General features: G+C 70.5%; 14 protein-coding genes and 1 pseudogene. 8 read left to right on the forward strand and 7 right to left on the reverse strand.

All coding sequences use genetic code 11. The features are described 5' to 3' along the window. The first annotated feature begins 457 nt into the window (after positions 1 to 457). The 4 genes from AMK22_RS30600 (at position 458) to AMK22_RS30615 (ending at position 4,300) form a co-directional block, all read left to right on the forward strand. On the forward strand, positions 458 to 1,948 hold the full coding sequence (locus AMK22_RS30600) for an LCP family protein (RefSeq protein WP_199883354.1): 1,491 nt from the start codon (positions 458 to 460) through the stop codon (positions 1,946 to 1,948). 165 nt (positions 1,949 to 2,113) lie between these two features. After that, positions 2,114 to 2,527: a roadblock/LC7 domain-containing protein gene (locus AMK22_RS30605; RefSeq protein WP_073790352.1), complete on the forward strand. Its 414-nt coding sequence runs from the start codon at positions 2,114 to 2,116 to the stop codon at positions 2,525 to 2,527. 131 nt (positions 2,528 to 2,658) lie between these two features. Further along, positions 2,659 to 3,771, forward strand: a complete 1,113-nt coding sequence (locus tag AMK22_RS30610) for a DUF6397 family protein (protein WP_143203610.1) — start codon at positions 2,659 to 2,661, stop codon at positions 3,769 to 3,771. Between the two features lie 40 nt (positions 3,772 to 3,811). Next, positions 3,812 to 4,300 carry a GNAT family N-acetyltransferase gene (locus tag AMK22_RS30615; RefSeq protein WP_073790355.1) on the forward strand — a complete coding sequence of 163 codons (489 nt, stop codon included), beginning with the start codon at positions 3,812 to 3,814 and terminating at the stop codon, positions 4,298 to 4,300. Between the two features lie 207 nt (positions 4,301 to 4,507). Here the strand turns inward: AMK22_RS30615 and AMK22_RS30620 are convergent, their stop codons facing one another. Continuing rightward, positions 4,508 to 6,643, reverse strand: coding sequence for a SpoIIE family protein phosphatase (locus AMK22_RS30620; protein WP_073790356.1), 2,136 nt, complete (start codon positions 6,641 to 6,643; stop codon positions 4,508 to 4,510). A 330-nt stretch (positions 6,644 to 6,973) separates the two neighbouring features. Between AMK22_RS30620 and AMK22_RS30625 the strand changes: the two genes are divergently transcribed. After that, a complete protein-coding gene (locus AMK22_RS30625) occupies positions 6,974 to 8,047 on the forward strand; it encodes an enoyl-CoA hydratase/isomerase family protein (RefSeq protein ID WP_073790357.1) in 1,074 nt (357 codons plus the stop codon). Between the two features lie 165 nt (positions 8,048 to 8,212). On the opposite strand, the gene AMK22_RS30630 is transcribed toward AMK22_RS30625, so the two are convergent. From AMK22_RS30630 to AMK22_RS30650, 5 genes and pseudogenes are all read right to left on the reverse strand, one after another. Beyond that, positions 8,213 to 9,676: an L-fucose/L-arabinose isomerase family protein gene (locus AMK22_RS30630; RefSeq protein ID WP_073790358.1), complete on the reverse strand. Its 1,464-nt coding sequence runs from the start codon at positions 9,674 to 9,676 to the stop codon at positions 8,213 to 8,215. Between the two features lie 193 nt (positions 9,677 to 9,869). Beyond that, a pseudogene (locus tag AMK22_RS30635) lies at positions 9,870 to 10,151 on the reverse strand (L-rhamnose isomerase); the annotation flags it as partial. 472 nt (positions 10,152 to 10,623) lie between these two features. Then, on the reverse strand, positions 10,624 to 10,851 hold the full coding sequence (locus AMK22_RS30640; RefSeq protein WP_073790474.1) for a hypothetical protein: 228 nt from the start codon (positions 10,849 to 10,851) through the stop codon (positions 10,624 to 10,626). Positions 10,852 to 11,167: 316 nt separating this feature from the next. Then, positions 11,168 to 11,692: an SMI1/KNR4 family protein gene (locus AMK22_RS30645; RefSeq protein ID WP_079186486.1), complete on the reverse strand. Its 525-nt coding sequence runs from the start codon at positions 11,690 to 11,692 to the stop codon at positions 11,168 to 11,170. A 144-nt stretch (positions 11,693 to 11,836) separates the two neighbouring features. Beyond that, the gene (locus tag AMK22_RS30650) at positions 11,837 to 12,340 is read right to left on the reverse strand and encodes a hypothetical protein (protein WP_073790476.1); all 504 of its coding nucleotides are present in this window, start codon (positions 12,338 to 12,340) and stop codon (positions 11,837 to 11,839) included. An 800-nt stretch (positions 12,341 to 13,140) separates the two neighbouring features. Between AMK22_RS30650 and AMK22_RS30660 the strand changes: the two genes are divergently transcribed. Both AMK22_RS30660 and AMK22_RS30665 read left to right on the forward strand, forming a co-directional pair. Then, on the forward strand, positions 13,141 to 13,977 hold the full coding sequence (locus tag AMK22_RS30660; RefSeq protein ID WP_107430670.1) for a pentapeptide repeat-containing protein: 837 nt from the start codon (positions 13,141 to 13,143) through the stop codon (positions 13,975 to 13,977). Positions 13,978 to 14,131: 154 nt separating this feature from the next. Next, complete coding sequence (locus AMK22_RS30665) at positions 14,132 to 15,511, forward strand: radical SAM protein (RefSeq protein WP_073790362.1); 1,380 nt, start codon at positions 14,132 to 14,134, stop codon at positions 15,509 to 15,511. A gap of 163 nt (positions 15,512 to 15,674) precedes the next feature. On the opposite strand, the gene AMK22_RS30670 is transcribed toward AMK22_RS30665, so the two are convergent. Next, positions 15,675 to 16,385, reverse strand: coding sequence for an NADPH-dependent F420 reductase (locus AMK22_RS30670; RefSeq protein WP_073790363.1), 711 nt, complete (start codon positions 16,383 to 16,385; stop codon positions 15,675 to 15,677). A 136-nt stretch (positions 16,386 to 16,521) separates the two neighbouring features. Between AMK22_RS30670 and AMK22_RS30675 the strand changes: the two genes are divergently transcribed. Next, entirely contained in the window at positions 16,522 to 17,079 is a 558-nt protein-coding gene (locus tag AMK22_RS30675) for a GH25 family lysozyme (RefSeq protein ID WP_073790365.1), read from the forward strand. The last annotated feature ends 279 nt before the right edge of the window (positions 17,080 to 17,358 follow it).

Here is a 17,358-nt window from a genome sequence, read left to right on the forward strand (position 1 = left end):
TACAGCGCTTCAGCGATCAGTGATCAGCGCGTCGTCTGTCGTCACCAGGGTGAACGCCGAGGACGACCTCATGGTTCCCATAATTGCGCAATTCCTGAAGTGATGTCTGGGGAGCGGGGTCCGTCGTTCCGTCCGCCTCCGCGCATGGCCGGGCGTGGCGTCCTTCCCGGCAGCGGGGACCGTCAGGAAGGACGCCACGAGCACCACGGTCCAACGGTGCGGGCGAGGCGGGCAGTTGTGTGGCATGAGAGAACTGCGTTTCAGTGCCGCGTTTCGGCCGGTGTTTGCGCTCGTAGTTCCCGGGAAGTGCTTCTGGCTGATTGTGGGCAGGTCCGGTGATCCATTCGAACAACGGCACTCGCTACATTGCGCAACTGTAAAACCACAGGATGGTGGCGCGCGTCTTCCTCGACGGAAGGCAGGTGTTCCTCCTGGAACCGGACGAACGGGGTGGCCGATGACAACACATGGCAAGGCGGCGACGGGCCGGTCGCGGGTCGGACGCCTGAGGCGGACGGCCGTGACCGGACTGTCCTTTCTCGTGCTGCTCGTCTCGGGCGTCGGGTGGGTGTACCTGAAACTGAACGGCGGCATCGACACCTTCAGCGCGGACGGGCTCTCCGGGGACCGGCCGCCCGGTTCGTCGATGGGCCAGAACGTCCTGGTCATCGGATCGGATTCGCGTGCGGGAGGCAACAGCGAACTGGGCGGTGGCACGGGCGCGGTGGGGCGCTCCGACACCGCCTTCCTCCTCCATGTGTACGGCGACCGCAAGCACGCCGTCGCCGTGTCGATCCCCCGTGACTCCCTGGTCGAGATCCCGGCGTGCAGACTTCCGGGAGGCGCGTGGACCGCCCCGAAGCACGGCGCCATGTTCAACGCGGCGTTCTCGGTGGGAGAGACCGCCGAGGGCAACCCCGCCTGTACCCAGAACACCGTCGAACGCCTCACCGGCCTGCGTGTCGACCACACCGTCGTCGTCGACTTCGCCGGCTTCTCCGCGCTCACCTCGGCGGTCGGAGGCGTGCCCGTCTGCCTGCCCCACGACATCCATCAGCGCGACCTCAGCCCGAAACTGCCCACCCGGGGGGCGCGGATCTTCGCGAAGGGTCCGCAGACCGTCTCCGGGCAGCGGGCACTCGACTACGTCCGGCTGCGGCACGGCATCGGTGACGGCTCGGACCTCGGGCGCATCAAGCGTCAGCAGGCTTTCGTCGCCTCGCTCATCAAGGAGGTCAAGTCGCGCGGCATGAACCCGACCACGCTTCTGCCCCTCGCCGACGCGGCCACCGATGCGCTGACCGTCGACCCCGGGCTCGGATCGGCCGACCGGCTGCTCGCCTTCGCCATGTCGATGAAGAACGTCGACCTGCACAACACCAAGTTCGTGACCGTCCCGTGGCGCTACGAGGGTGCTCGCGTCGCGATCGTCGAGTCCGACGCCGACGCCCTCTGGGCCGCGTTGAAGGCTGACCGCACGGTCGACGGCAAGGACGCCAGCGGCAGACGGTCCGCCGAGCGCGACCGGACCGACGGCGACAGCGCCCCGTCCGCTGCCGCCGACCCGCTCCTGGGGAAGGGCATCAGTCTCGCCGTCTACAACGGCACCACGGTCACCGGGCTCGCGGCCCGGGCCGCCGACCTCCTGCGCTCCCGGGGGTTCACCGTCACCACCGCGGCCACGGCGAGCCGTCAGGACCACGTCTCGACGGTCGTCGAATACGGACCGGGCCTGCGGAACGACGCCGAGAAGGCCGCTCGGCTCCTGCCCGGAGCCAGGACGGATGCGTCCGACTCGGCCGGAATCCGCGTCGTCCTCGGCAGCTCCTACACCGAGGACTCGTCGGCCACGACCGGGGGAACGGCTCCTTCCGCGGTGCCGCCCGCTGTCGCCGACGAGGCCCGCTCGGCGGACGACGACCCGTGCGCCGACGTCCCGCAGGGGTGAGTGGTGCGGGCCCGGTGGACAGTGCCTCTTTTACCAGCCGTCACGGAGTCGAGGCGCTGGGACCCGGCCACGTGACCGAGTAGTGCTTGCCCGTTCGTGACCAGTGCGCAAGGCTTACGCGAAACGCGGGGCACGGGGAACGCATGAGCGGGGAGGAAAGGGCACATGGCGCTGGACAAGGAACTCGACTGGCTCCTTGACGATCTCACGAACAGGGTCGGGCACATACGGCATGCGCTGGTGCTGTCGAACGACGGACTCGTGACCGGGGCGAGCACGGGGCTCGCGCGTGAGGACGCGGAACATCTCGCCGCGGTCTCGTCGGGGCTCCACAGCCTCGCCCGTGGTTCGGGGCGCCACTTCCGTGCGGGGAGGGCCCGGCAGACCATGGTGGAGTTCGACGAGGCGCTGTTGTTCGTGACGGCCGCCGGCGAGGGAAGCTGCCTGTGCGTGCTGAGTGCGGCCGACGCCGACGTGGGCCAGGTCGCCTACGAGATGACCCTGCTCGTCAACAGGGTCGGTGAACACCTCGGCGTCGCCGCGCGCCAGGACGGGGACGAGGAGGAGGACCGGGCCTGATCCGCACGGGAGTTTTCCACAGGCCGCGCGGGTGTGCCGCCTCCGGAGTACTCTGATCACAGAGAGTAATCAACCGGAGGGGGGATGTCATGACGGTTGCCGGGGTTGTGGGTGTGGAGACCGCGAACACGATGGCTGTGAGCACGGCGGCTCGCGAACTCCACTTGAAGCGCGGCGAGTTCATCATCGCCGTGCATCTGGGCCTGGTGCGTGTGTCGACGCAGCGGGGTGAGGGCAGTCCGCGGGTCCACCGTGAGGAGATCGAACGGCTGCGGGCGCGGGACGGGTTCCCTGACGTGCTGAGGGAAAGGGTGCGCGCAGTCGGTACGGCGGAGGGGGCCCGCCTGATCGGGGTCAGCGCGGGCCGTTTCGCCAAATTGGCCCGCGCGGGGTGCTTCACGCCGATCACGTTCTACCTGAACCGCTATCGAGCGGTGGTCTGGCTCTATCTGGCCGAGGAACTCGCCGGGTTCGCGGCGCGCGAGCCCCTGCTCCTCACGGGACGGAGCCCGGCCTGGGTGCGCGATCGGCTTGAGGGCGGCGCGGACCAGCGGGCACGCAATTGGCGTGTGCGGCGCGTCGAGCGGCTGATGGCACTGACCGACGATCCCTGGGCCCGTGCGGCCGTGCTGGCCGGCACGCTGGATCCTCTGCGAGTGGCGGAGCTGATCGACGAACCGTCCGAGCGGGCCCACCTTGCCGGGATCCGGCCCGAACCGGTCCTCGCGCCGACGGTGCCGCCTCACGCACAGGACACGATGGCGCGTCTGATGCGGGCTGAGGAACCGGAGGAGGCGTTGCGACGGCAGGCCGACCTGATCGCGGAGGTGGACCGCGCCAGAAGGATCCGGCCGGTTCCACGGACGGATGCCGACTGTCGAGGCCATGGCCCCGGACACCGTCTCGCCGACGCGGACGAGCAGGGGCCGGGGCGAAGGACGGCCACCACGGACCAGTCAGTTCAGGCCATCCGACCCGCTCTGGAGACCGAGAGTGACACCAACACCAACACCAACACCGGGGCCGGGCCCGCCCGCGCTCCTGCCTTCCCGCTCACGCCCGCACCCCTGGCTGCTTCCGCGACCGACTCGCTCGGCACCTCGAAACGGAAACGGAAACGGGAACGGGAGCGGAGGCACGTGCCCGAGCGGGTATCCGGCACGACGGCAAGGGCCACGAGCGTGCGCGCGGTGCTCGCCCGGCTGAGGCTGCGCGGGCTCACATCGCGGCGCCCCCACAGGTAATCGACTCGTGCCCGGGGCCCGGCAACGACATCCTGTCTCCATGCTGATCAGAGATGCCACTGCCGAGGACTGGCCCGCCATCTGGCCGTTCTTCCACGACATCGTGGCCGCGGGCGAGACCTACACCTACCCGCTCGACCTCGGCGAGGACGACGCCCGCTCGTGGTGGCTTCTCACCCGGCCGAATCGCACGGTCGTCGCGGTCGGCGACGACGGGACGATCCTCGGCACGGCCAAGATGAACAACAATCACATGGGCAACGGCTCGCACATCGCCAGTGCCAGTTACATGGTCGACCCCCGATACTCCGGACAGGGAGTCGGCCGGGCGCTGTGCGTCCACACACTGGACTGGGCCCGTTCATCGGGCTTCCGGGCCATGCAGTTCAACGCGGTGGTCGAGACGAACACCCATGCCGTCCGGCTCTATCGCTCGCTCGGTTTCGAGATCCTCGGCACCCTGCCCGAGGGGTTCAGGCATCCCGCACAAGGGTTCGTCGGGCTGCACGTCATGTACCGCCGCCTCTGAAGCCCCGGTTGTCGCAGGAGTCGGTGTGGCGGTTCCGCCCACTGCCGGCGGCGGGAGGGTGTGGTTCGGGCGGGGGCCGCACCGTGCGGCCCTGACGCCCCCGTGGTCCCGGTGCTGTCCACGGGCCCACACCGCCGTGCTGGGACGATCGGCCGGGGCGCCGCGTCCCATGAGAGACGGACCACCCGCTGCTGTGCACCCGTCACGTCACGTCCGGGCCGAGGACTTCGCCGGAGAGGGGCCGGATGGTTTCGAGGGCCCGATCTCGCACCAGACGGCCTTGCCCTCGCCGCGTGGTTCGACGCCCCAACGGGCGGCGACGGCGTCCATGAGCAGCAGCCCCCGCCCCGATGTCGCGGTCTCACCCGGGCTGCGACGCCGCGGCCACACACTGGAACGGTCCTGCACGGACAGCCGGATCCGACGCACGGGCTCCGGCAGCACCTCCAGGGTGAGCACGGCACCGCCTTCGGTGTGCAGCAGCACGTTCACCAGCAGTTCGCCGGTCATCAGCTCGGCGTCGTCGGCCAGCTCGGCCATGTCCCAGTCGTTCAGGGCCTGACGCACCATGGTGCGGGCGTCGGAAAGCCCCTCCGGGTCCGCCTGGTGGACGTACTGGTGCAGTCGCGGGGCCCGCGGCGATCCCGGGTCCGGACTGCGCCGCAGTACCAACAGGGCGACATCGTCCCCCGACCCCCAGCGCTCCCAGAGTCGGTCCGACAGATGATCCGCCAGTGCCTGGGCCCCCGCGGGCCCCGTGCTCACCTCATGGATCAGAGCCTGCACGCCCACCTCGACATCGGCCCCCGGCTCCTCCACCAGCCCATCGGTGTACAGGACGAGCGTCTCGCCCGGAACCAGATCGAGACGGGTCTCCGGATACTCCTCGTCCCCGAAGTCGGTCGAGATGCCCAGCGGCAGACCACCGCGCACCTGCGGACTGCCGACCCGGCCGTCCACCTGCCGGATCAATGGCCCGAAATGCCCCGCGCGCACCACGCGCACGGCCCCCGAGCCCAGGTCGACCTGGGCGTACGTGCAGGTCGAGAACCGTTCCGTGTCGAGTTCGGAGAGGAAACGCGAGGCGCGGGCCAGCACCGTCGACGGAGCATGTCCCTCGGCGGCGTATGCCCGGAGCGCGATGCGGAGCTGCCCCATGATGGCGGCCGCATGGGTGTCATGGCCCTGGACGTCACCCACCACGATCCCGAAACGGTCCTTGGGCAGCGCGATCACGTCGTACCAGTCGCCACCGATCTGCCGCCCGCTCCAGGCGGCGTGGTACCGCACGGCGATCTCGCCGCCCTGGATCTCCTGTATGCGCCGGGGAAGCATGGCCGACTGGAGACCGGTGGCGAACTCGCGCTCCTCGTCGAAGAGCTTCGCCCGTTGCAGCGACTGCGCCACGATGGCGGCCAGCCCCAGGCACAGACTGCGCTCGTCCGCATCGAAGGCCGTGGGCTCGCGGTAGAAGAGCGCCAGCGACCCCACGGTACGCGCCTGCGCGACGAGCGGCAGATACGCGGCCGCCCGGAACCTCAGGTGCTCGGCGTACGGGGCCACCGCCGGATACCGGCCGACCAGCGCGGAAACGGAGTTCAGAAACCGGGGACGGCCACTGACCACCGTGTCGGCCAGCGGAAGACTCCGGTCCAGTTCCTCACCGGAACCGAGTTCCGTGACCGCCTCCAACGCGTCACCGCTGAGCGCGATGACGTTCAGCGCCGACTTCTCCACCATGCCGAGCGCGAGACCGTCCGCGCCGATCCGCGCCAGGCCGCTCGGACCTGTCAGCGAGGCGGTCACGTCGTCCACGGTCACCGCACGCGACAGCGCACTCGTCGTGCGTTCAACGATCCTGGTCTGGCGCTGCGTCCGCTTCTCCAGGTCCAGCAGGAACTCCGAGTGGTCGATTTCCGCCGTCGAATCGCGCACCACCCCGACGACCCGGTGGGCCCGGCCGTCGTCGCCGCGCAGAACACGTGCCTGGACGTGCGTCCGCTGGTCCTTGCCACCGTCCAGGGGGACTCGGAGATGGACGCTGTACGAACTGCGCCCCCCGACGATCGCGTCATTGACCGCCTCGTCGAGCCGGGCCCGCTCGGCGGCGTCGAGCCGCTCCACCGCCGACTCGGGCCGGGAATCGAACGACAACGGGTCCAGCCCCAGGACCAGCAGACCCGCTTCGTCGATGTCGAGCGTGCCGGTGTCCAGATCCCAGTCGAAACTGCCCGTCCGCTTCATCACGAGACCCTCCGCCGTCACGGAACCGCGACCGTGCGACTGCTCGATCGGCCGGCGGGGCGCGGCGGGGGTGCTCGATTGCCGGTCGTGATCGGTCATACCTGCTCCGGAGGTCGTCCGGCGGGGCTCACGGGCGGCTTGCCCGTACGGGGTCACTCAATTGTCGAGCCGGTGACGGAAGGCCGCCACAGCGGACCGACCGCGACGCGCAGACGGCGACGGGGCGAGGCTGCCGGACGACGGTTGCCGGGACGCCCGCGCCCCGGAGGCCTCCTGGACCGGGCGGGCCTCCCGGCCCGGGCGGCCCCGGACCCGGTGACGCCCGGCACCCCCGCCTTCCGAGTGAGGAACCCGCCCCCGACAATGAGCGGTGGAAGATCGTCCGCATGCGACGGACGATGCGGCACAAGGGCTGACCGGAGCGCATTCATGAACCATGACGATCCTGTCCTGACGCACACCGAGGGGCGTGTCCGGCACATCACGCTGAACCGGCCGCGGGCGCTCAACGCGCTGAATCACGCCATGGTGCTGCGCATCGACGAAGCGCTCGCCGAAGCGGAGCGCGACGACGCGGTGACCGCCGTGTTGATCACCGGTGCGGGAGAGCGGGGCCTGTGCGCGGGCGGGGACATCCGGTCCATCCACGACGATGCCCGAGCGGGCGGCACCGCGTCACTCGCGTTCTGGCGTGACGAATACCGGCTCAACGCCCGCATCGCCCGGTACCCGAAGCCCTATGTGGCGATCATGGACGGGATCGTGATGGGCGGCGGCGTGGGGATCTCGGCTCACGGCGGCGTCCGGATCGTCACCGAACGCTCGCGCGTCGCCATGCCCGAGACCGGCATCGGCTTCGTCCCCGACGTGGGCGGAACGTACCTGCTCGCGTCCACCCCCGGCGAGCTCGGCACGCACCTGGCACTCACGGCGGACGCGGTGGGAGCGGGTGATGCCCTGCTGTGCGGGCTCGCCGACCATTTCGTACCGGCTCGGCGCCTCACCACCCTCACCACGGCACTCGCCGACTGCCGCACACCCGACGAGATCGACGCAACGGTGCGGGCACACGCCGCCTCCGCGCCGGAGGGCGAACTGGGGGCGCACCGTGAGTGGATCGACACCTGCTACCGGGCGGACACGGTCGAGGAGATCCTCGACCGGCTCGACAACAGCGGCGTGCCCGCCGCCAAGCAGGCCGCCGCGGCGATCCTCGCCAAGTCGCCCACCGCGCTCAAGGTGACCCTCTCCGCACTGCGCAGCGCCCGTCGGCTCGGCGGCCTGGAGGCGGTGCTCGACCAGGAGTACCGCACGTCGTGCACCGCCTTCGCCCGGCCCGACCTCGTGGAGGGCGTGCGGGCCCAGATCATCGACAAGGACCGCCGCCCGCGGTGGAGTCCTGCGGAGCTGACCGAGGTCACGGACGACGACGTGGCGCGGTTCTTCGCCCCGCTGGGCGAACGTGAACTCGGCCTGGCCACCGTCACCGGGACGACCGCCTGAGGCGGCACGCCGAAGGACGAACCAGGGACGGACGAGGAAAGGCGGAGCAGGGCGGACCGGGGGACCGGAAGGCCCCGACGAGAAGAACCGGAACACGCGGAACAGGTGCGCTCAGGACAACCGGAAGGCCGGGGAGAGAGAAGGACCCCCGGCGGAGGGAACCGTTCAAAGGGGTCCGGGGCCGGTGACCGCGCGGGAGGGGACGCCGAGCAGATCGGCCACCGCCCCGAGGTCCTTGGTGCGGTGGCCGGTGCACAGGGCCCAGTGATGACCGACGCCGGTCGCCGCCCACGCGTCGGTCCACTCGCCCGGGTCGAAGCCGAAGTCGACCCGCGACGTCGTGTTGCCGATCTCCAGCAGGGGACCCGGCACGACCTCGCCCTCGGAGACGACGAACGTGAAGGTCCCGTCCGCTTCCTGACCGATGCCGAACGTGGTCACCGGGCCGTGTCCGACGTCGAACTCGACACTGACTCCCCACCCCCGCTTGCCGTGGTAGACCCCCAGCCCGCGCAGTAGCGGATGCCTCGCGCTGATCGCGAGGTGGGCGGGGCCGTCGTGGCCCATCTCGACCGCCCGGTCCCGGAAGTCGAGGGCCTGGAGTTCGGTGAACGAGCCACCGGCGCCGATGGTGTCGGCGATCAGCATGGCCAGACCGGTGCGCAACTCGTACTCCCCGGCCATCGGGATGCCCCGCGCGGTCAGGAACGAGGCGCCGAGGATCATGCCCGCGCCGAGCCTCTCGTGGATCTCGCCCTCCAGACCGCGGTGGTAGTACGCCAGGCTGTCGAGCCCGAAGTCCTCGACGAGCCGGTCCAGCCCGACCGACACCCGGGAGGCCCAGGCGAGGTCGTCCTCGTTCACGGACGCGTCGAGAGCGAAGGCCTCGCGGGCGAGCGCGACCCGTCCGGCGGTCTCCTCGTCGGTCACGGCCGCGACCCGGACCCGCAGATCGTCGAACTCCAGGACCTCGACGTGCCCGCCGAACCGGGCCGAGACCAGTGTCATGTCCGTGGAGACATCGAGCATCCCGGGATAGAGATGGCCCATCAGCCCGTGCCGGCCGTGCCGCAGCACACCGCGCACCCGCGCCGCGGTGATCCAGCGCCGGATCCGTTTCCAGGCGTTGCCGTCGTGCAGATGGCCGGAGACCGAGCGGAAGGCGACACCGCTGCGCCGGAACACATTGGCGATCTCCGGCAGCGGGCACTGCCCGCAGTACGCCAGCCACTGGCCCGTTCCGGTGTTCGGGTGGTCCATGGCCTCGGTCGGCTGGAGGTCGATCACCAGCACCGGGGCATGGGCGCGCTGGGCGATCGGCAGCACCATCGAGGCGGTGAGATACGTCGTCAGATACGTCACGACGACATCGCAGTCCGCCCGGCGCAGGCGCTCCGCCGCCCCGGCCGCCTCCTGCGGGTCCGAGACGAAGCCGACGTCGACGACGTCGCAGCCCATCTCCTGGAACCGTTCGGTCACGAATCGAGCCGATTCCCGCAGCCGGTCGAGGAGACCGGGGAACTGGGGCCAGTACGCGCCGAGTCCACCGGAGACCAGGCCGACCCGGGTAGGACGGCGTGTGACGCGGGGCAGCCCGCGGTGGAGCGCGGGGGGAGAGACATCGGTCATGTGCTTCCTTCCCTTCTCGTCGTTCGTCGAGCGATTCCGCACTCGGCGGCGGCGTTCACCGGCCTCCCGGAACCAGGCAGACGCAGGAGGCCGCCGGTCCGTCGGCCCCCGCGCCCCGGTCCAGCTCGGGTTGGTCCGGCCCGGTCCGGACCAGGTCCGACTCGGCCCGGCTCGGCGCGACTCGCACCGGACCGCGGACCATCGGGTCGGGATGCGTGACCGACCCCAGCCTGAAGTCGTCGTCCTGGAAGACGTTGGAGTTGATCGTCCCGATCCGCACGCCGATATCCGCGGCGTGCCGGTTCAGTGCCGCGTAGTCGTCGACCCTGTCCCACGGGATGTGCAAAGACACCTTCGGCGCTACGCCCGTGAAGGCGTGTACCTGCGCCGCGTCCTCCAGCTTCTCGAACGGGTCCCGCGGCACCCCCGGCTGCGCGAACACCTTGAAGCGGGTCCCGGAGCATGGACACCTCACAGGTGGAGTCGTCCGGCGAACGGTGACCGCTCGCCGTGATCAGGCGCGTTGAATCGTTTCATTCCACTTCACGCGAAACCGCGTTCTCTGCGTGGGGGAGGCAAGCTCTGGAGTTGTAGATTCGCCCGGGTAAGCAGATGTCTGCGGGTGAGGGTGACGCTGGATCAATTCGACGAAGATGGAGTCGGAACCCCCGGTGTGACGGAGTGGCTCGAAGGGATGGCAGTACGTCGGAGGGATGACGTGGTCGTGCGGGGCTGCCGGCGGACGCGCACACGGTGCAGCGGCAGCCGCCGGATCGTCGCCCGGCCCGTACCGGCATGGTGGCGCATCGGCGCGAAGAGTTGAAGACCGCCGACAGGGTGACAGCCGCGCCCGCCCCGCCCCGGACTGTGTGGCTGCCCGGTGGGTAACGGGGCCGGAGGTGGGCCGCGGCCCGGAGCGAGGGGCAGCGCCGCTCCGCCCGGTCGGCTCAGTGACCTCCACCCGACATGCTCGGCCGGAGCGTTGACACGAGGTCGAAGAACCGCGACTCGTTCCCGCTCAGCCCCGCCCGCTCCAGCGCGCCATCGGCCTCCGCCATCGGGGAGGCAAGCAACGGCACGTACAAGGGGCCGTCCTCAGGATCCGTCAACGCCGCCCGGGTGGCCTCCAGAAGTCGGACATACGCCTGGGCCGCGGCGAGTTCGTCGGTGCGCATCACAGCATCTCCCGCTCAGAGGTGTCGGACCCACCAGCATTCCCCATGGGTCTGACAGCGTGGACGCAGTCGGAATTACGTGCGGGACCGACGCGACCGGCTCCGGCTCGAAGCGGCTTTTCGCGCATGTGTGCGCTGGCTTCGACGCCCGCTTCCTCCGGTCGCGCCGACCGCCACCGCATCGAGCGTGGCGGGGACCAGTCGGCATCCGGCAGTGCTCTCTGCGCGACAGCCTCACGAGGTTCGTGGCCCGCGAGGTCCGTCGGCAGTTCGGAACCGCGGGCGCTCGAACGCGGCAAGTGCGCTCAGAGCACGCTCATGACGAGGATCGGCCGCCGTCGACGGCGTCGAGGGAGTGAGCAGCGGTCAGACACTCGATGAACGTCCGGAAGTCCTCGGCCAGCGGGAGCTCCGCGGGAACCTCCGCGTCGAACCAGGTCACGGACGGCTCGCCTTGTGCGCCGCACGTCCGGTAGTCCAGCGCGATCCACCAGTGGCCGTCGCCCGAGAGCAGCACCAGAGGCGAGGGAAGACCCCACTCCTCGATCAGGTAGGTCGAGTCCAGCAGCGAGAGGCAGCCGTCGTGTCGGCCGATGCCCATCAGATCGTCGACCGGGACACGGCTCTCGCTCCACGAGGTCGGCACGTCGGTCGGGAAGGCGTTCCACAGCGCCGCGACCGCTCCACCGTTCCGGATCCGTAGAAGCTCCAGCAACGAAGCCGGCAGCCGCACACCGAGCCGGAGCTCGGCATCCAGAACGGCAGCGTCCGTCAACGGTGGCTGCACCCCGTACAGACCCTCGCCCCAGAACGTCGCCTTCACCTCATCGAACCGGGTCACGAGCGCATCCTATGACCGGGGCACACCTGCTCGACGAGTGGGAGGAGCTTCGACGCCTCCGTACGACGCGACGGCGGAGCGCCCGTCAGGTGGCGTCGGGAACCGGATCGCACGGTGGAGGCGCCGGTCGGGCGGAAGGCGCCGCTACCGGAGCGACTCCGGGCCGTGGTCCCGGCTCCGGATGCCCGGCGGTGGTTCGACCTCCAGGAACCTGCGGCGGCGCGGTCCCCGGTACGGCAGCACCGTCCAGCCCAGCTCCCGCAGCACGGCCGCGCACCGGCCCAGTTCCTTCTCCTCGGCGTGCGTGGCCCCGCCGCCCGGCGGACCGACCCACTCCACTCTCGCGCCGTCCGGCGCCTCGCCCGCCGTTACGCGGTAGCCGGTCGCCGTCCGCGCGCCGGAATCGTCGACCGCGGAGGCTGTCAGGCCCGACGCCTCCAGGGCCAGGGCCACGGCCCGTACCGGCCGGTGCGTCTCCCACCGCGCGGGTACGCCCTCCGGGCTCGAAAGCCCGGCGTTCGTCAGCCGACGGATCTGCAGCATCCCCTCGAATGCCGTGCGCACGGATGCCGCGCGTCGTTCGTCCGGAACCGCCACCCCTCCGTCCCCCGTGGCCGGTTCGAAGCCGGTGTCGTCCCCGATGCCCATCAGCGTCCCCTTCACCGTGCGGTACTGCTGTCAGTGTGCTGCGCGGCACTGACAGCCGCTCGGACACGGCGCGCCACCGAGTTCATGGAGAGGTCGGGCGCCTGCGCACGGGCCGGGCGGGGGTGTCCGCCGGCCGGATCGGGAGCCTGCGCGCGAGGTCGCACGGGATCGAGACCCCGCAGACAGCGCTCGCGCAGGACGGCCGGGCGACGCGCGTCGGACACCTGCTCGTCGACCCGGAGGAAGAAGTCGTCCGCGGTGGTGTCCGTCCCGTCGTAGGCCGGATCGTACGGACCGGTGTCCGGCTGTGGCAGCCGTTTCTGCCGGCAGGGGCGGACGGACCGACGACGGTGAGCACGCGACCGCCCGGGCGCCGGACCAGCCGGACGACGGTCTCCTCGGTGTGCCACCGGCGCTCGCCGTACTGGAAGCAGAGCGCCGTTTCGTCGGCGTACGGGGCGTATGCCGTTCCGGTGTGGTGCGGTGCGGTGCCTCAGGATGGCGGGGCCGATGTCGTTTCCGGGCCGTCGGCGCGGGCCTGGCCAGGCTGAGCAGCGGTAGGAGGAAGGCCGCGGGGAGTCCGCGAAGGAGCGGGCTGCGGCGGCGGACCGAGCGGGGCGGGACGGTCGGCTTCGTGCTGAGAGGCGTGAAGGGAGGCGCTTTTCACCGAGGAAACAGGGTGAAACGGACGCCACGGCGGCCGGTGCGCCCGGCAGCGATCACGGGGGCGGCGCATACGAGTGACGCCCACCGATAGGGTTGACGGTCCGACAGTCACGTACCCGGAGGACTTACCGACCGTGCCCGCCCATGTCCCAGGCCCCGGCTCCGACCACGCCACACTGCGAGCCGACTGCGCGAACTGCTTCGGACTCTGCTGCGTCGCGCTGACCCTCACCCGGTCCTCGGACTTCGCGATCGACAAGGAAGCCGGGAAGCCCTGCAGCAACCTCCAGCAGGACTTCCGCTGCGGCATCCACACCGAACTGCGCACACGCGGCTTTCCCGGCTGCACCGTCTACGACTGCTTCGGGGCCGGGCAGAAGGTGTCAGGCGAGACCTTCGAAGGGCGGGACTGGCGCGGGTCGCCGGACACCGCCCGGCGGATGTTCCAGGTGTTCCCGGTCATGCGACAGCTCCACGAACTCCTCTGGTACCTCACGGAGGCGTTGTCCCTCGGACCGGCCCGGACCCTCCACGGAGAGATTCGGCGCTGCCTGGAGGAGACGGAACGCCTCACACGTCTGCCGGCCGACAGGCTCGCGGAACTGGACGTGGCCGCGCACCGCGAGTCGGTCGCCGCACTCCTGTCCCGTGCGAGCCGGGCCGTCCGGGCCACCGCACCCCGCGGGAAGAAGCGTGACCGCCGCGGCGCCGACCTCATCGGTGCCCGGCTCACGGGCGCCGATCTGAGAGGAGCCGACCTGCGCGGCGCCTACCTCATCGCTGCGGACCTCAGGGGCGCCGACCTGCGACTGGCCGACCTGATAGGCGCCGACCTCCGGGACGCCGACCTGTCCGCCGCCGACCTCACCGCGAGTCTCTTCCTCACCCAGGCCCAGCTCAACGCGGCCAGGGGCGATGCGGCGACGAAGCTACCGACCTCCCTCGGCCGCCCCACGCACTGGGGCGACTGAACCCCGACCCGGACCGCACCACCGACGGCCCGGACACCAGCCGCGCCGCAACCGGGCAGAACACCCCCTGCGGCCGGGCACCGCCGGCGCCCGTGGATCGTTGCACAGTGTGACGTATCCGGAGTGCCTTCGACCGGACCGAGGAGTCCCGCACATGGCCAGCAGTACCGACCCCAACACCGAGCACAGCCGTACGGACAGCGGCCACACCGATGGCAGCCGCACCCGTCTGGTCGAGCGGCTCATGGAACAGTTCCCGCACGTCCCCCGGGAAGCCGTCATCAAGGAGGACCTGCTGCGCGGCGGCGTGGCGTTCGACGAGTCCGCGCTCAGTGACAACGAGGACGGCGACGTCAAGCCGAAGTCGTACTTCATCTTCTCGTTCGACCACGGAACGCTCCCCGAGCTCGGCGCGGCCGCACTGCGCCGCCCCCCGGAGGAGATCGTGCTCACCGGAGGCCCCTATGAACTGCGGCGGACCGTCGTCTCCGTGCGGGTCAATCCGGCCTCTCCGTACCGTGTCGCCGCCGACGACGACGGGGTGCTCGGGCTGTACCTGGACGGTCGGCGCATTTCCGACGTCGGCCTGCCCCCGATGCCGGAGTACTACCGGCACACCCTGGAGAACGGCAAGTCCGTGATGGAGGTCGCACCCACCATCCAGTGGGGCTACCTCGTCTACCTGACGGTCTTCCGGGTCTGCCAGTACTTCGGGGCGAAGGAGGAGTGCCAGTACTGCGACATCAACCACAACTGGCGCCAGCACAAGGCGGCGGGACGTGCCTACACCGGCGTGAAGCCGGTCGAGGAGGTCCTGGAGGCCCTGGCCATCATCGACAAGTACGACACCGCGAAGTCGTCCACCGCCTATACCCTCACCGGCGGCGCCATCACCTCCCACATCGGCGGCCGCGACGAGGCCGACTTCTACGGTCAGTACGCCAAGGCGATCGAGGAGCGCTTCCCCGGCCGGTGGATCGGCAAGGTCGTCGCACAGGCCCTGCCCAAGGCGGACGTCCAGCGCTTCCGCGACTACGGCATCCAGATCTACCACCCGAACTACGAGGTGTGGGACCGCCGCCTCTTCGAGCTCTACTGCCCGGGCAAGGAGCGCTATGTGGGACGCGACGAGTGGCATCGCCGCATCCTGGACTCGGCCGACGTGTTCGGCGCCCGCAACGTCATCCCCAACTTCGTCGCGGGCGTGGAGATGGCCGCGCCCTTCGGCTTCACCACGGTGAAGGAAGCCATCGAGTCGACCACCGAGGGGCTGCGGTTCTTCATGTCGCACGGCATCACGCCGCGCTTCACCACCTGGTGCCCGGAGCCCACCACCCCGCTCGGGAAGACCAACCCCGACGGGGCGCCGCTGGAGTACCACATCCGCCTGCTCGACGCCTACCGGGCGACCATGGAGGAGTTCGGCCTCAGCTCGCCTCCCGGTTACGGTCCGCCCGGGGCCGGCCGCGCGGTCTTCTCCGTCAGCTCGTTCATGGACAGCCTTCCGGCCCGGCCCGACGACGCCCAGGAGTAGCCGGACCGCCCCTCGACCGCCCGGCCGCCCCGGACCGCCGACGCGCGGGGCGACCGGCACGCGCACCGGACCGCCGCGGCACAGCGTTCCGGTGCGCGGCGCCCGGCGGGACCCGGCCGACGCGAGCCGGGCCCGACGAACCGGGCGCGGAGGCCGTGGACCCTCAGGCGCGCCACTCCGCCGTACGTTCCGGGGACGCCTCGGCGAGCGCCTTCGTGACCGCCTCGACATCACCGCGATGACCGTAGACCGGCGAGCCGGGCTGCTGCCGCCAGGACTCGTCGAGGCCGCCCGTGTCGACGGTGTCGAAGCCGAGTTCGTCGATGAGATCCCTTACGACCCGCTTGGCCGCGGCGTCGTCACCGGCCACCGGCAGCGCCTGACGGCCGGAGCTGCCCTGAGGGCGGCCGTTGTCGAGGATGTCCTGCGCGTAGGTCCCGTTGAACGCCTTGATCACGGGGTGGCCGATCTGCCGCTCCGTCCACCGGCTCTCCGGCAGCCCCTCCTCGATGGCGGCGATCCGGCCGTCCCGCTGCTGCGGGTAGTAGTTGCCGGTGTCGATGACCGCTACCCCCTCCGCGGCTTCGTCGAGCAGGCCCGAGGGCAGCAGCGGGACCGCCTTGAGGGGAATGGTGACCACCACGACCTCGGCTCCTCGGGCGGCCCGCGCCGCGGTGACGGGGGTCGCCCCGGTCTCCCGGGCGAGTTCCGTGAGCGTCTGCGGGCCCCGGGAGTTGGCGACGGAGACGTCATGCCCCAGGGCGGTGAGGCGCCGGGTGAGATTACCGCCGATGTTGCCCGCCCCGATGATGCCGATCTTCATGGATCCGACCTTCCCATGGTGCCTGCGGTGTGTGAGGTGCTCTCGTCGCATCCCCAACTTCCCGCCGGGCAGCCCTATTCCACCGATGGGAAAAACGGTTCGCCTGTTCACCGAGCGGATGGGCCCGAGCGGCCGGGGCACGTAGACAAGGAAAACCGGAACCACGAGCAGATCCGGGGGCGATGCCATGCTGCATGGTGTCGATGTCAGCGCCCACCAGTCGTCCTTCGACCCGGACGGACAGGACTTCGTCCTCATCAAGGCCACCGAAGGCCGTTCCTACGTCAATCCCCGGCTGTCCTCGCAGGTCAAACGGGCCAGGGACGCGGAGTGCGTGGTCGCCTTCCACCACTTTCTCCGGCCGGGGAACATCACGGCGCAGGTGGAGTACTTCCTGAGTAAGGCGCCGGAGAAGGCGGGCGATCTGCTCGCCGTGGACTGGGAGGAGAACGGCGAGGGCACCCGGCCGAGCAACGCCGAGAAGGATCGCTTCATCTGTGAGATCAAGCGCCTGCGGCCGCATCACAAGGTGCTGCTGTACTGCAACCGCACCTTCTGGCCGCACCACGACACGACGTCCTACGCGGGGGACGGCCTGTGGATAGCCGACCACGTGACCGCCGGAAAGCCCCGGATCAAGGCTTCCTGGCGCATTCACCAGTACACCGACCAGCCCCTCGACAAGGACGTGGCGGCGTTCTCGTCACGAGCCGCCCTGCGTGACTGGGCACGCGGGCAGTCGTAGCGGCGCCGCGAGGCCGACGGACGGACCGGGTCGCGACGGTCCGGACGGTCGGGCACGGCGCCGATCGGCACGGGCGGCGACGAGTGCGGACCGGACGGTCCTCATGGACCTTTCCGGAGTTTTCGCCATTGGCGCGGGTCGTGGCCGGTCGGTCCCCCGTCCGGTGCCGTCGGGGGAGTCCGCCCGTGGCCGTCGTCGTCCGGGGCTTCACCGGACCGCTGGTGATCGAGGGCCGACCCGCGCCGGAACCCGCCGGTCATCAGGTACGGGAGACCTAGG

It is taken from the genome of Streptomyces sp. CB01580 (genome assembly GCF_001905795.1).
Taxonomy (GTDB): Bacteria; Actinomycetota; Actinomycetes; order Streptomycetales; family Streptomycetaceae; genus Streptomyces.

Excerpts from the sequence above, each read along its gene's own strand:
- AMK22_RS30615 (WP_073790355.1), top strand. The coding sequence starts at position 3,812 with ATGCTGATCAGAGATGCCACTGCCGAGGACTGGCCCGCCATCTGGCCG.
- AMK22_RS30640 (WP_073790474.1), bottom strand. The coding sequence starts at position 10,851 with ATGCGCACCGACGAACTCGCCGCGGCCCAGGCGTATGTCCGACTTCTG.
- AMK22_RS30605 (WP_073790352.1), top strand. The coding sequence starts at position 2,114 with ATGGCGCTGGACAAGGAACTCGACTGGCTCCTTGACGATCTCACGAAC.
- AMK22_RS30620 (WP_073790356.1), bottom strand. The coding sequence starts at position 6,643 with ATGACCGATCACGACCGGCAATCGAGCACCCCCGCCGCGCCCCGCCGG.
- AMK22_RS30600 (WP_199883354.1), top strand. The coding sequence starts at position 458 with ATGACAACACATGGCAAGGCGGCGACGGGCCGGTCGCGGGTCGGACGC.
- AMK22_RS30610 (WP_143203610.1), top strand. The coding sequence starts at position 2,659 with ATGGCTGTGAGCACGGCGGCTCGCGAACTCCACTTGAAGCGCGGCGAG.
- AMK22_RS30630 (WP_073790358.1), bottom strand. The coding sequence starts at position 9,676 with ATGACCGATGTCTCTCCCCCCGCGCTCCACCGCGGGCTGCCCCGCGTC.
- AMK22_RS30665 (WP_073790362.1), top strand. The coding sequence starts at position 14,132 with ATGGCCAGCAGTACCGACCCCAACACCGAGCACAGCCGTACGGACAGC.
- AMK22_RS30675 (WP_073790365.1), top strand. The coding sequence starts at position 16,522 with ATGCTGCATGGTGTCGATGTCAGCGCCCACCAGTCGTCCTTCGACCCG.
- AMK22_RS30650 (WP_073790476.1), bottom strand. The coding sequence starts at position 12,340 with ATGGGCATCGGGGACGACACCGGCTTCGAACCGGCCACGGGGGACGGA.
- AMK22_RS30625 (WP_073790357.1), top strand. The coding sequence starts at position 6,974 with ATGAACCATGACGATCCTGTCCTGACGCACACCGAGGGGCGTGTCCGG.
- AMK22_RS30670 (WP_073790363.1), bottom strand. The coding sequence starts at position 16,385 with ATGCGACGAGAGCACCTCACACACCGCAGGCACCATGGGAAGGTCGGA.